Origin of the sequence: Ensifer sp. KUDG1 (genome assembly GCF_050434285.1) — a bacterium.
GTDB lineage: Bacteria > Pseudomonadota > Alphaproteobacteria > Rhizobiales > Rhizobiaceae > Ensifer.
In genome coordinates, this window is record NZ_JBNDIG010000004.1 from 44,520 (window position 1) to 57,137 (window position 12,618).

The 12,618-nt window shown below is 60.1% G+C and carries 13 protein-coding genes; 3 read left to right on the top strand and 10 right to left on the bottom strand.

The features are described 5' to 3' along the window. Positions 1–247 precede the first annotated feature (247 nt). Complete coding sequence (locus tag M2267_RS12810) at positions 248–1,276, top strand: EamA family transporter (protein WP_429114860.1); 1,029 nt, start codon at positions 248–250, stop codon at positions 1,274–1,276. A 176-nt stretch (positions 1,277–1,452) separates the two neighbouring features. On the opposite strand, the gene arsK is transcribed toward M2267_RS12810, so the two are convergent. Then, a complete protein-coding gene (gene arsK / locus M2267_RS12815; protein ID WP_429115105.1) occupies positions 1,453–2,652 on the bottom strand; it encodes an arsenite efflux MFS transporter ArsK in 1,200 nt (399 codons plus the stop codon). Between the two features lie 19 nt (positions 2,653–2,671). Further along, positions 2,672–3,013, bottom strand: a complete 342-nt coding sequence (locus M2267_RS12820) for an ArsR/SmtB family transcription factor (protein ID WP_429114861.1) — start codon at positions 3,011–3,013, stop codon at positions 2,672–2,674. A 43-nt stretch (positions 3,014–3,056) separates the two neighbouring features. On the opposite strand from M2267_RS12820, the gene M2267_RS12825 reads away from it, so the two are divergent. After that, positions 3,057–3,578 carry a DUF6428 family protein gene (locus tag M2267_RS12825; RefSeq protein WP_429114862.1) on the top strand — a complete coding sequence of 174 codons (522 nt, stop codon included), beginning with the start codon at positions 3,057–3,059 and terminating at the stop codon, positions 3,576–3,578. A 268-nt stretch (positions 3,579–3,846) separates the two neighbouring features. Here the strand turns inward: M2267_RS12825 and M2267_RS12830 are convergent, their stop codons facing one another. The 6 genes from M2267_RS12830 to M2267_RS12855 all read right to left on the bottom strand — a co-directional run bounded on the left by M2267_RS12830 (position 3,847) and on the right by M2267_RS12855 (position 10,305). After that, positions 3,847–5,445: an MFS transporter gene (locus M2267_RS12830; protein ID WP_429114863.1), complete on the bottom strand. Its 1,599-nt coding sequence runs from the start codon at positions 5,443–5,445 to the stop codon at positions 3,847–3,849. After that, the gene (locus M2267_RS12835; RefSeq protein ID WP_429115106.1) at positions 5,442–5,885 is read right to left on the bottom strand and encodes a DoxX family protein; all 444 of its coding nucleotides are present in this window, start codon (positions 5,883–5,885) and stop codon (positions 5,442–5,444) included. Before M2267_RS12835 ends, M2267_RS12830 begins: the two co-directional genes overlap by 4 nt. Before the next feature lie 160 nt (positions 5,886–6,045). Next, complete coding sequence (locus M2267_RS12840; protein WP_429114864.1) at positions 6,046–8,028, bottom strand: amidohydrolase; 1,983 nt, start codon at positions 8,026–8,028, stop codon at positions 6,046–6,048. Next, positions 8,028–8,306 carry a XapX domain-containing protein gene (locus tag M2267_RS12845; protein ID WP_429114865.1) on the bottom strand — a complete coding sequence of 93 codons (279 nt, stop codon included), beginning with the start codon at positions 8,304–8,306 and terminating at the stop codon, positions 8,028–8,030. Before M2267_RS12845 ends, M2267_RS12840 begins: the two co-directional genes overlap by 1 nt. A 63-nt stretch (positions 8,307–8,369) precedes the next feature. Further along, positions 8,370–9,059 (bottom strand): hydrolase, encoded by a 690-nt coding sequence (locus tag M2267_RS12850; RefSeq protein WP_429114866.1) that lies wholly within the window; start codon positions 9,057–9,059, stop codon positions 8,370–8,372. A gap of 313 nt (positions 9,060–9,372) precedes the next feature. Beyond that, entirely contained in the window at positions 9,373–10,305 is a 933-nt protein-coding gene (locus M2267_RS12855; RefSeq protein WP_429114867.1) for a VOC family protein, read from the bottom strand. Positions 10,306–10,414: 109 nt separating this feature from the next. Here M2267_RS12855 and M2267_RS12860 point away from each other — a divergent pair, with 109 nt between their 5' ends. Further along, on the top strand, positions 10,415–11,314 hold the full coding sequence (locus M2267_RS12860; protein WP_429115107.1) for a LysR family transcriptional regulator: 900 nt from the start codon (positions 10,415–10,417) through the stop codon (positions 11,312–11,314). Positions 11,315–11,354: 40 nt separating this feature from the next. On the opposite strand, the gene M2267_RS12865 is transcribed toward M2267_RS12860, so the two are convergent. Next, a complete protein-coding gene (locus M2267_RS12865; RefSeq protein WP_429114868.1) occupies positions 11,355–12,083 on the bottom strand; it encodes a gamma-glutamylcyclotransferase in 729 nt (242 codons plus the stop codon). A gap of 75 nt (positions 12,084–12,158) precedes the next feature. After that, entirely contained in the window at positions 12,159–12,617 is a 459-nt protein-coding gene (locus tag M2267_RS12870) for a Rid family hydrolase (protein WP_429114869.1), read from the bottom strand. Position 12,618: the final 1 nt, after the last annotated feature.

Here is a 12,618-nt window from a genome sequence, read left to right on the forward strand (position 1 = left end):
GTGACGGGGATCGCTCTCAATGGCGGTACGCCTGTCCCTTGTCCGTTTTTCGCCATCTAAGAGAGCGATTTGTTGGAACGCTGGGTGGCGTGATATAAGCAGGGTGCAACTCAGTCGAGCGAACAACGAGTGTTCAAGGTGAGATGAGCATACGTCCCCAAAGACGGCCTTCATACGATCGGTGTGACGACGACGCCTAATCAAAGGCGTCTAGCAACCCTCGTTCAGACCTTCTTTGGAGACTGCCATGCTCTCGCTTTCGCCGCGTGTGGCGATCGTAGGGGCGTGCCTGTGCTGGGCTCTCGGAACAATACTCAGCAAGACACTCCTCTCGTCGTTTCCACCTGTCACAATTCTCGTCTTCCAACTGACACCGAGTGTCATCGCGCTTTGGTTGGCGGTTGTTTTCACAAAGCCGGACATTCCTGCCGCGCGCTTGTTGTTGCCTATCGGGCTGCTCGGCCTTCTCAATCCTGGATGGGCCTATACGTTCAGCATGTTCGGCCTAGCGGAGACCAGTGCGAGCATTGCGACATTGCTCTGGGCTTTCGAGCCGATCCTCATTCTCGGCCTTGCCTGGATATTTCTGAGAGAGCGAATTGACGGCCAACTCGCCGGTCTTGTGGCTCTTGCGGCAAGCGGGGTTTTTCTGATCAGCGGCCTCCTAACAGGTGAGCCGTCTTCTCGCACGAACCTGGGAACAGCGCTGATCCTGGCCGGCGTGCTGTGCTGTGCGATCTACACGGTACTGGCGCGCAATCTAACCGCCAGTCCGCTGTTCACGGTCGCCATCCAACAGACCGTCGCACTGAGTTGGATGATTATCATTTGGACGCTTGAACTGTACGCGATCACCGCGCGCGACGTTGCCGCCGTGCCAATCCAGGACGTTGCAACGATTGTTCTCTCAGGGCTGCTCTACTATGCACTTGCCTATTGGCTGTATCTGCATGCGCTCCGGTCAATGCCCGCGAGCGTTGCCGGCAGCTTCTTCAGCCTCATCCCGGTGTTCGGGGTGGTCGGGTCGTTCCTTTTTCTGGGCGAACGCTTGACGCCACCACAGTGGTTGGGAGCCCTCCTGATCATCGGCGCTGTCATGATGGTGCTGAGGCGAAATATCGTCGAACCTTCTATCGAGTTGGCCGGCCGCATGACCGCTATTCGACGATCTCAGACGCTATCGATGCTCGACGAGCGCCAACTTGACGACATCGGGCTCACTCGGAAACAAGCGTCAGAACTAGACAAAAGGAACGCCGATCGACGAAAGCCGTAAGGCGTTGACCCCTTGGTGATGGCAACAGCTAAGTCTGGGCCATCGCCAAGGAGTAATTAGCTCAGGGTGATGGGGTCGCTTGGTCACAGGGCGGCCGGGACATGCGCCGCAACCCCATAGAGACTGTTCTACCGAGACGTCTATCGATCCGAGGAGGACGGGCAGCCATCCTCTCATCAGGCAACGCGCGCGCCCCGAACAGAAGATGCTACAGCGGCAAATGCGAGGATTCCGAGCGCACCCAGGGCCGCGATGAGGAAAAGCGAGACGGCGATCCCGAATTGATCCATCGAAGCCGCGAACGCGAACGGGGCGGCTGCGCCAGTCGCCAACCTTGCCGCGGCCATCTTGCCCGTGATCGCGCCGTAGCCAGCCGACCCGAAGAGATAGAGTGGCAAGCTCCCCTGAGCGATGCTGTTGATCCCTGACCCAAGCCCAAGACAGATGGCGAAAGCCACCGCACCAGGCAGCCAATCACCCGACACCCCGAGTATAACCGCACCGACGACCATCACCGCCGCAGAGACAATCGCCAGCGCCGGCGGCGACAGGCTCTTTCCGAAAACCATGTTGATCAGGCGGCTCAGGACCTGGGCCGGACCGAACAAGGAGCCGATCACGACGGCCGCACTGCCGAGTCCGATCGCGCCGAGCATCGGCACCATGTGGGCAAGGATTGCGGCGAGGGTGAAGCCCGAAAGAGAGAAGGCAAAGGAGACCAGCAACATGCCACGGCGGCGCGCCTGTGGCTCAAGAGCGCCAACGACGACCTCGCGGGTTCTTGTCTCGTCCGTCTTCGAACCGATTCTTCCGGCGCGCATAATCCAGTAGTGCAATGGCATGCAGACGAGAAGGTTCAGGACGGCGAACACCAGATAGATTTCGCGCCAGGACAGGTATCCGGTCAGTGTCGCGGCGATCGGCCAGAAGATGGTGGAGGCAAAGCCGCCGATGAGCGTGAGGTAGGTGATGCTGCGGGAGGCAGTACGAGGTTCACTTTCGACCAGTGTGGCGAAGGCTGCCTGGTACTGGACCATCCCGGAGGACACCTCCAGCAGAACGATCGCAAGGGCGAAGAGCGATACGGACGGCGACCATGCACACAGCGTCAAGGTGAACGCCGCAAGGGCCGATCCCAGTGTCATCACCGTCGCCGCACCGATCTTGTCCATGTGCCTGCCGATGAACGGTGCAGACAGGCCGCCGATGAAAAGCGAGACCGAGAAGATGGCGAAGACCCGTTCCAGGCTGATGCCGAGGTCGTTGGCCATTCCGGGTGCGAGGATGCTGAAGGAGTAGTAGAGAGTGCCGTAGCCGATGATCTGCGTAACACCGAGGGCGGAGACGAGACCCGCCGGAACCTTGATCGTATGCAATGACGTATTCCTTGACGGGCTATGCTTCGCCTGAACAGCAACTGATGGATCGCTCGACGGACCCGCGGATGCCGGGATGCCCCGCACAGCAGTCTTCCATCAGGAACGTCACGAGGTCGGCCAACGTGTCGTAACTCGCGCTGTAGACGATCGAGCGCGACTCTCGGCGCTGGGCGATGAGACCGGAGCGCTCAAGTTCCTTGAGATGGAACGAAACGTTTGACGGAGAGACGCCCATGCGTTCGGCAATCGCGCCGGCGGCCAGACCTTCCGGACCGGCGACGACCAGGGTCCTCACGATGGACAGTCGGGTCTCCTGTGAAAGCGCGGCGAAGGAGGAGAGGGCTTGACGATCATCCATATTTCAATAATCCTTGAATAATTGAAATTGAGGATAGCCGCAAATGAGCACGATCGACAATAGCCAATCCGACAAAACCGATATCTCACTCGGGGAGCTACTCGGCAGAGCCGCAGAAACTCCGGACCTGCCCTTGGTCTTCACCTACGACGGTAAGCCCGTGAAGCCCGGTTATCACGTGACCGAGGTCAAGGCCGGCCAGTTCTCCGCACTTGATTGCGGGGCAAATCCGGAAGCCTGGTCGGAAATTTTCGTGCAGCTGTGGGACATCGACGAGGGCGAGCGGACCCATATGACAGCCGGGAAGTTCTCAGCCATCGTCCGCAAGGTTTCCGAACACGTGCATCTCGACGGCTCTGCCAAGTTGACCTTCGAAGTCAGCGATGGCGTCCGGCCGATGCAGTTGTTCTGCGCGACTGCTCCTGTTGCGGAAGACCGCGCTCTCCACGTCGCGTTGACGCCGCGTCCTGCGAGCTGCAAGCCACGGGACCGTTGGTTGGGCAAGCAAACCTCCACTGAGAACCCATGCTGCGGCTCCTCGGCGGACAGGAAGTGTTGCGCTTAGTCAAGCCATGTACGCTTTGGGGCAACGGATGTCGTAGCGGCGAAGTCCGATTCCGGCCCCTGAGCCCACTTCAAACCCTCGCCTTGAAAAGATTCGAACTGGCGACCCATGTCTGGGGGTGCCAAAGTATCCGTTGAAACCGAGCCCCTGGGCAGAGAACAGACAGATCTACTGGTTCATCGGCGAGGCGTCGAGAACATAGCTTGCGCGGCTGGCAGCGTGGGATAACAAACCAGGCGGCGGCCGCAGCCGCCGCCTGGTTTGTCCGTTATGCGATACTGGGTCGATTTATCGTCAGGAAGTGACGAACGACAGGCTTGTCGGGGCCGACATGGTAAGCAACTGTCTTGCCCTGCAGATCGGCGTCGGCGTTGGACACCCGCCTGTGCTGGCGAAGGTGCTCAGCCCAGGACTCAACCATGAACCACTCAACGATCTTCTCGGGGTCGGCTGAGTCTTCGGTGACACCCCATCCATAGGCTCCATCGCGCCGACGCTCGTAGGAAAGATCGTCGAGAGCGTGCAGGAATGCGCTGCGGTGCTGCTTCTCGACACGATACTCGATCAGTATCAGAACCGGGCCACGGTCGTGGGCGACAGGTTCGGCGACAAGAGGTTCTGGCCAGTGGTTCGAGGGCACCATGTCGGCATCGCCTGCCGGGAGTTTCACGCGATGCATGACGAACCCGGCGATCAGGAGGCAGACAGCTCCCATGACCAAGGTGGACTGAATGCCGACAGCCTCACCGACAGCACCCCAGCCGAGGCTTCCGGCCGTCATCGCACCGTTGAAGACGGTCAGATAGACAGCGAGACCACGACCTCGCACCCAGTTTGGCAGGACGGACTGCGCGGCGCCATTAAGTGTCGTCAGGGCGGTGATCCATGCGCCTCCGAGGAAAAGAAGTGCGATGAGCGCGACGAATTGCGGCGGAGCAAGCGACAGGACACCCATGACAACGGAAGTGATCACCGCCGCACCAAGAAGAAGACCGTCGGAACTCAGGCGCACGCGCAATTTTGGCATGATTAGCGCACCAGCGATCGCACCAGTTCCGACTGCACCAAGGAGGATGCCGTAAAAACTGGCATCGCCACCAAGCAATTGACGGGCAACAAGTGGCAAGAGCGCCCAGACGGCGCTGGCGAAGGCGAAGAAGATGGCGGCACGCATGAGAACGACGTGTAACGGCCGACTCGAGCGGGTGTAGCGCAGTCCTGCGCGGAAGGCACCGAAGAAGTTTTCCTGAAGCGCGTCATTGGCATTCTTCGCGCGGGGCCACCAGACAAGAGCAGCAATCACCACGATGTAGCTGGCAACGTCTGCGCCATAGGTGATCCCGGCTCCAAAGGCGGCAAGAAGGAGACCGCCCGCGGCAGGGCCGATGGAACGGGCAATGTTGATGCCGAGCGAATTGAGAGCAACTGCGCTTTTCACGTCCTCGCGCTTCACCAATTCCGGAACGATTGCCTGCCACGTCGGCCCCATGAGCGCGGCACCGATGCCGCCAAGGAAGGTCAGGCCGATCAGCGCGCTGACCGAAAGCATGCCCGTCTGGGCGAGAACCATCAGGGAGATACTGACGGAGGCCAACAGCACCTGGATGGCGATCAGCAACCTGCGACGATCGAGGATGTCGGTGAGAACGCCCGCAGGGATTGCAAGCAGGAAGATCGGCAGGGTTCCGGCCGCCTGAACCATGGCGACTGCGGCAGGGGATGCCGACAGGTCCGTCATCAGCCAGGAGCTTGCGACATCGCGCATGAAGCTTCCGGTGTTGCCAAGGACGGTTGCGATCCAGAGCACCGCGAAGACAGGTTGCGCGAGAGGAGCGAAGGTGCCCCCGGATGGTTTTGCAGCGCTCATTTGCCTTCTCCCTTGGCTAGATCGAATGCGGCGACGAAGACGAATGCGCCGGCGAGACCGAGATGTTCGAAGAAGGCGTTGGTCGCCATCATGCGATCCAGGCCCGGAGCCATCTCCCAGAAGCGCAGCGCGATAAAGGTCGCGAGAAGCGTGAAGCCGGCCAACGCCAGGGAACCCGCCCACCGCAGGAAGCCGGAGACCACCAGGGCGGAAGCCGTCAGTTCGAATGCGATAACGGCGATCGCGAAGAACGCGGCCGGCTGCAGACCAAAATGATCCATCTCCGCCAACGCGCCATTGAAGTCGAAGATCTTGGTGAGCGGACCCTGGATATAGGCTGTGCAAAGTGCCAGCAGCGAAACCGTCCGCACGACAGGCGAGGCGACGACGCGTGCCAAACCGCTCCGGACTGAGTTGGATTTTAGAGATTGGTAGATCATATCTGCTCCTGCGTGTTCGCCGCGAGCGGCTGCATTCAATGGAGCGATATTGTCTGGTTGTCGCATTGCCAACAATTGCAGCAATAATTTCGATTTAATTGCCGAATATGCAATTATCGAGTGACGCTCGGGTGACCAGGTCACCCGAGCTGACGTTTGCTCAGACTGCCCAGCAGGAGCAGCCGAGAGCGCCGAAGAAACCTTTGAGATCGGCGATCGGGAGCTTGTATGTCCAGGCTCCGGCGTGGTCATGGCCGTGAACGCCGCAATCGCTCGCACATCCGCATGTGGAGATCGCGGTGCGGCGCAAGGAACGAGCGCCTGCCCCTTCCGGTTCCCCCCAAGCCGCATAGCCGCCGAATTTGCGGACAGGCGACCAGTCCGGCATCGCGGGCGGGATATCGTTCCCGTCCAGCGCTTTAAAGTCGCCCGCGCCATAGACGATCTTGCCACCGACCATGGTCAGCTCCGAGACAAGGAAGGAGATCTCGTCTTCGGCGCAGGAGAAGAAATCCTTGTCCGGCACCACGAGGTCGGCAAACTGGCCCTTCTCGATGCGCCCCTTCTTGCCCTCCTCGTTGGAGAACCATGTGACCTTTTCGGTCCACATCCGCAGCGCGGTTTCACGGTCGAGGCAGTTGGCCCGCGGATAGAGCTGCAGGCCGCCAACGGTCTTGCCGGTCACCATCCACGACAATGAGACCCAAGGATTGTAGGAGGCGACGCGGGTGGCATCTGTGCCAGCCGAGACGTTTACGCCCTTGTCGAGCATCTTCCTGATCGGCGGTGTCGCTTCCGCGACGCCGTGCCCGTAGCGCTCGACGAAGTATTCGCCCTGGTAGGCCATGCGGTGCTGGGTGGCGATACCGCCGCCAAGGGCTGCGATCCGGTCGATCGAGCGGTCGGAGATCGTTTCTGCGTGGTCGAAGAACCAGTTCAGACCTTCGAGCGGGATGTCCTTGTTGACCTTCTCGAAGACATCGAGGGCGCGAGAGATCGTCTCGTCGTAGGTAGCGTGCATACGCCAGGGCCAGCGGTTTTCCGCCAGGACGCGGACGACCTCCTCAAGCTCCCCTTCCATTTCCGGGGCCATCTCCGGACGCGGCTGGCGGAAATCCTCGAAGTCGGCAGCCGAGAAGACGAGCATCTCGCCGGCGCCGTTGTGGCGGAAGTAGTCATTGCCCTGCTTGTATTTGACCGAGGACGTCCAGTTAAGGAAGTCCTGCTTTTCTTCCTTCGGTTTCTGGGTGAAGAGGTTGTAGGCCAGCCGCACCGTCATCTGGTTCTCGTCCGAGAGCTTCTGGATGACTTCATAGTCGTCAGGATAGTTCTGGAAGCCGCCGCCTGCATCGATGACACCTGTCACGCCGAGGCGGTTGAGTTCGCGCATGAAGTGGCGGGTCGAATTGACCTGGTAGTCGAGAGGAAGCTTCGGACCCTTCGCAAGTGTCGAATACAGAATACCCGCATTCGGCTTGGCGAGAAGCATGCCCGTGGGGTTTCCACTGGCGTCCCGGGTGATCTCCCCGCCAGGCGGGTTCGGCGTATCGCGGGTGTATCCGACGGCACGAAGAGCGGCGCCGTTGAGCAGCGCCCGGTCATAGAGATGAAGAAGGAAGACTGGCGTGTCGGGCGCGACTGTGTTGATTTCCTCAATGGTGGGGAGGCGTTTTTCGGCGAACTGGTGTTCGGTGAAGCCGCCGACCACGCGCACCCATTGCGGCGCAGGCGTGATGGCCACTTGCCGCTTCAGCATATCCATCGCGTCGGCGAGCGAGCGCACGCCGTCCCAGCGCAACTCCATGTTGTAGTTCAGACCTCCGCGCACGACGTGGGTGTGGTTGTCAATGAGACCGGGCAGGACACGCTTGCCCTTGAGATCGACGACCCTGGTGTTGGAACCTGCGAGCGCGATGATCTCGCGGTCGGATCCGACTTCCAGAAACAGCCCGTCCTTGATGGCGATCGCCGTCGCATTCGGATTGGTCCGGTCAAGGGTCGTCACGCGGCCATTGTGGAGGATCAGGTCGGGATGCATTGTGTCTACTCCGGTCTGGCTGGGATCGGCGGCTATCGCCGGTGAGAAGAGGTTCGAGAACGCCAGGCTCGATGCGCCTCCAAGAAAGGATCGACGCGTCGTCATTAGCTCCGCTCCTCTACCTGAACCTTGGTCAGACGAGCAACGTCGTTGCCCTTCGGCAAATGGCCGAACATGTGCGGCTTGATCTGATGAATCCACGAAATGGCCGCCGGCTCCCTTGTCCAGAGAGATTTCGCGAAAGGGATGATTTGTTCGCCGACCAGAATGCCCAAAAGGCCAACGAGGGCGATGACGGGCGGCGCGGGTGAGCGGACATTGAGGAGGCTGTAGACGATGCCAACAAGCAGGCCTGCGCCAAGCGATAGGAGGTAGAGCTTCATGGGGCGATCTCCGGTTGCAAAAGGGCCGCTCCGACCGTGTGATCGGAGCGGTTGGATCAACCTCTACTTTGCGGGGTTCGGGCCGATGCGCTTGCCATGCTTGACGCGCTCTTCTGCGCCATGAACCATCGTGTAGGCGTAGTCGATGCCCATGCCGTATGCGCCGGAATGCTCCTTCACGAGCGTGGTGACCGCATCGTAGGTTTCCTTCCGTGCCCAGTCGCGCTGCCATTCGAGCAGGACCTGCTGCCAGGTAACCGGGATCACGCCTGCCTGCACCATCCGGTCCATCGCGTATTTGTGCGCGTCCGCGGAAGTGCCGCCGGAAGCATCAGCCACCATGTAGATCTCGTACTCGGGAACATCGTGGAGAGCGGAAAGAGCAAACGTCGTGTTGCAGACCTCGGTCCACAGACCGGAGACGACGATCTTCTTGCGGCCGTTGGAGGCATTCTTCGCCAGCGCGTCACGGACGTTCTGGTCGTCCCAGGAGTTCATCGACGTGCGCTCGAGAATGTCGTTTTCCGGGAAGATGGCAAGCAGCTCGGGATAGGTGTGGCCGGAGAAGGAGGTGGTCTCGACGGAGGTGATCGTGGTCGGGATATCGAAGATCTTGGCGGCCTTGGCGAGGCCGACGACATTGTTCTTCAACGTCTGGCGGTCAATTGACTGGACACCGAAGGCCATCTGCGGCTGCTGGTCAATGAAGATGAGCTGGCTGTTCGCCGGGGTCAGGACTTCAAGCTTGGACATGTTCTTTCCTCTTCGGTTGCGGCCCGCGTACGGTGCCAGAAAATGGTCAGCAGCGGTCGATCGGACGCCGTCGAGCGGCGCTCGTTCTGCAGTTCTTCGAGTGTTGCTGGCTTCGTTCCGGGCCGATGCACTCGTCGTCTTGGCTGCTGAAAACAAACTTACCGCCCTGCCACTATCAAAGGAATTGCAATAAGACTTTCGATTGAATTGCGTTTTTTGAAACAGTCGTTGGTAGGCGGATGTACGAAAAGGAAGAACGCCGCGGTCCTTTCGGATCACGGCGCTGTCATTCCAAACTTTCGGTGACTGCCGGCTATACCGCCAGCGGCACGAGATTGGCCTGGATCTGTTCGCGGTATTCCTCGTATCTGGCCGGAAGCTTAAGGGCTTCCCCTAGATGAGCTGTATCCTCGTCGCGGTTGAATCCGGGCTCGTTTGTGGCGACCTCGAAGAGGATACCGCCCGGCGTGCGGAAGTAGATGGCCCAGAAATAATCGCGGTCGATGACGGGGGTGACCTGGTAACCGGTGTCCATCAGCGCCTTGCGCACTTCTAGCTGCTTCTCGCGGTTGTCTACGGCGAAGGCGATATGGTGCACCGAACCTGCACCCTGTCGCGCGAACGGGGTCTTTGGCAATGCCAGCAGATCGATCGTATCCGCTCCGTTACCGTTGGGTATGATGAAGCGTGCAACGTCGCCCTCCTTCTCGGCGCGCTCGTAGCCCATGAAGCCGAGCAGCTCCTCCGTTGCAGCGGTGTCGTGCAGGCTGAAGCGCGCGCCAGCGAAACCGCGGATGGCCGCATCATCTGGAATTCCATCTGCCAGCCATGGAACACGGCTGTCGCCAGCGAACTCGATAAGCGCAAAGCTGTCGCCGTCCGGTCCCATGAAGCGAAGCCGGTCGGCGCCGAAAACGGTATCGCGTTCCAGACCGTCCACGCCTTGGGCTATGAAGCGATCCTGCCAGAACTTCAGCGATCCCTCGGGAACGGAGAACTGAGTCTCGCCGACTTCACCGACACCGGGGCGGCCAAGCATCATGTTGGCGAACGGAAAGTAGGTCATTACCGATCCCGCCGAGCCCGTCTCGTCACCATAGTAGAGGTGGTAGACGCTCGGGTCGTCGAAGTTAACCGTCTGCTTGACGCGACGAAGACCGAGCGTGCCGGTGAAGAAGCGGTTGTTCTGCCGCGCGTCCGATGCCATCGAAGTCACGTGGTGCAGTCCCTTGATGTCCTTGATCATCCTGAAGCCTCTCGGTGTGTTCCGGTGTTGATAAGAATGTAGCCCCGTTGATGGCCGGCCAGAATTGCAATATTCCTTTCGATTGAATTGCAATTTACGAAACAATGAGATGAACGATTACAAAGCTCTCCGAACCTTTCTGCTCGCCGCTGAGAAGCGGAACTTTGCCCAGGTCGCCCGCGAACTGGACATGACGCCAGCAGCCGTCACACGGGCGATCGCCGCGCTTGAGGCGGAACTTGGCGTGCAGCTCTTCGTACGGACGACGCGACAGGTATCGCTGACAACCGACGGCGCGATCTTTGCGGCGCAGATCCAGCCAGCGTTCAAGACTCTGGAGGACGCACGGCGCGAAGTGATGAACGCGCACAAGTCGGACGAGGGCCGGCTGCGTATCAGCGCGCCGACATGGTTCGGCAAGACAGTGCTGCCGCCGATCCTGGCTGGGTTCAAGGAACACTTTCCGAAGATGAGCTTCGAGATCTCGCTGTCAGATGGATTGGTGAACATCGTCGACGACGACTACGATCTGGCGATCCGCATCTCGTCGCAGCCTTCGGACAAGTTCACGATCTGGCGGAAAATCCGGGTGGTGCCGCGCATCCTGGTTGCCGCTCCCGGAAGCAGATTCGTCGAGATGCAGCACCCGAACGAACTCACGCCCGATGACTGCCTCGCCTACAGCGGCGAAAGCCGGCGCGAGAACTGGGTGCTGTCGGACGGTGGCTCAAGCATCACGATTTCGGCAGGTCGAGCCTTCAGCGCGAACAGCGGAGAGGTTCTGGCGGACATGGCCGCCGACGGCGCGGGTGTCGCGTTGCTTCCAGGTTTCAACATCGCCGATCACATCAGCAGCGGTCGCCTTGTCCACGTCTTCAAGGGATGGTCGCCGCCGGACCTGTGGCTGACGCTGTTCTATCCGCCCTACCAAGCCCTCCCGCCAAGGATTGCGTCGTTCTCCAAGTTCTTCGAAGATCAGGTCGCAGCAAAGATGGTCATGTTGGACTGACGCACGCAAATGCCGGTCACCGTGATCTGGCACGCGCGTTTCAGATTTGATCATGCAATTGGAGTGCTCGAAGCCTATGTGCGACTATTTGCTGTAGCTTCCATAGGTTTCGATCATAGATTTTGCGATCCGCCAGATCTGAAACCGTCCGGTGCAGGTACTCCGCGCAAGATCCGGCAGGTCCACATGCCTGGGCGATCAACCCTGCCGCCTCATCGAGGGGGATCTTCTGCGTGAGCGTAGATTGCCTGCCGCTCGCCCAGAACGTGAGCGCCCGCCGCACACCCGTCGGCGTCTTGACCGCAACCCACCGCACCATGCCGCACACTTCGGCATATCGAAGCTCTCGCGCCAGAAGAGTGCGCAAGTTCTCCCTCTTGGTCGTGCACGGAAGCTTGAGGACAAGACCCGAACAGCTTCCTCCTGGCCGAAGTGCGAGCATGAGGCCGGGCGCGTCGGAGGTGGCCCTGAGCCGCTCAATCCTCAACGAGAACGCACGGTGCCAGCCGTAAGCGACGGCCTCTTCGCTGGCAGTCACCTCGAAACCCGGGTTCCACATCAAGGAACCGTAGGCGAACACCCATATCTCCTCGTCACCGGCCTCTGCCTCAACCCTGCTGACGAGGTCGTTGAGCTGCTCGGGCGTGATCGGACTCCAATTGGGTTCCGGTCCCTCGTCTTCTACAATTCTGATGGTCTTGGCGACGAGGTCAGGGGTAAGGTCCATGGTAGCAGGTGCGGGCGCCTTGGCGGCCGGTGTATTTGCCATCGTGTCAACCGTTTCAACGAGTTTGCCGCCGGAGGCTCATCGCCTCCGGCGGTTCATGGAGTGGCTGCCGCCCGATCAATCGGCGGGTCGATTGATGACTGCCCGGAACGCGATCTCGACGATCTGCTCGGGGAAAGCCAGCGCCGAAACCCCGATCAGGTTGCTGGCGCACTGAGGCACATCGGTGCCGTACATTTCCTTGCGGACCTTGGATCCAGCCACAAACGCACTGGGAACATCAAGCACGTACAATGTCTCTTCAACGACATCATCGAGGGTGGCACCATATCTGGCGAGCAAGGTCTTTGCGTTGACGTAGGACTGGCGGATCTGGCTCTCCATCTGCGAGAAGTCCGCAGGCCGCTTATCCTCATCGAGTTCCGCCGGAGCGACAAGATTGCCGTCGTCATCGTGGCTCAACTGGCCCGAGACATAGATGGTGTCCTTGACCTGCACGGCCTGAACGTATCCGAAGGCGCGCTCCCAAGCGACGCCATGGTTCTCTACTTTCTTGGACGGGTTGCTGTTCGTCATG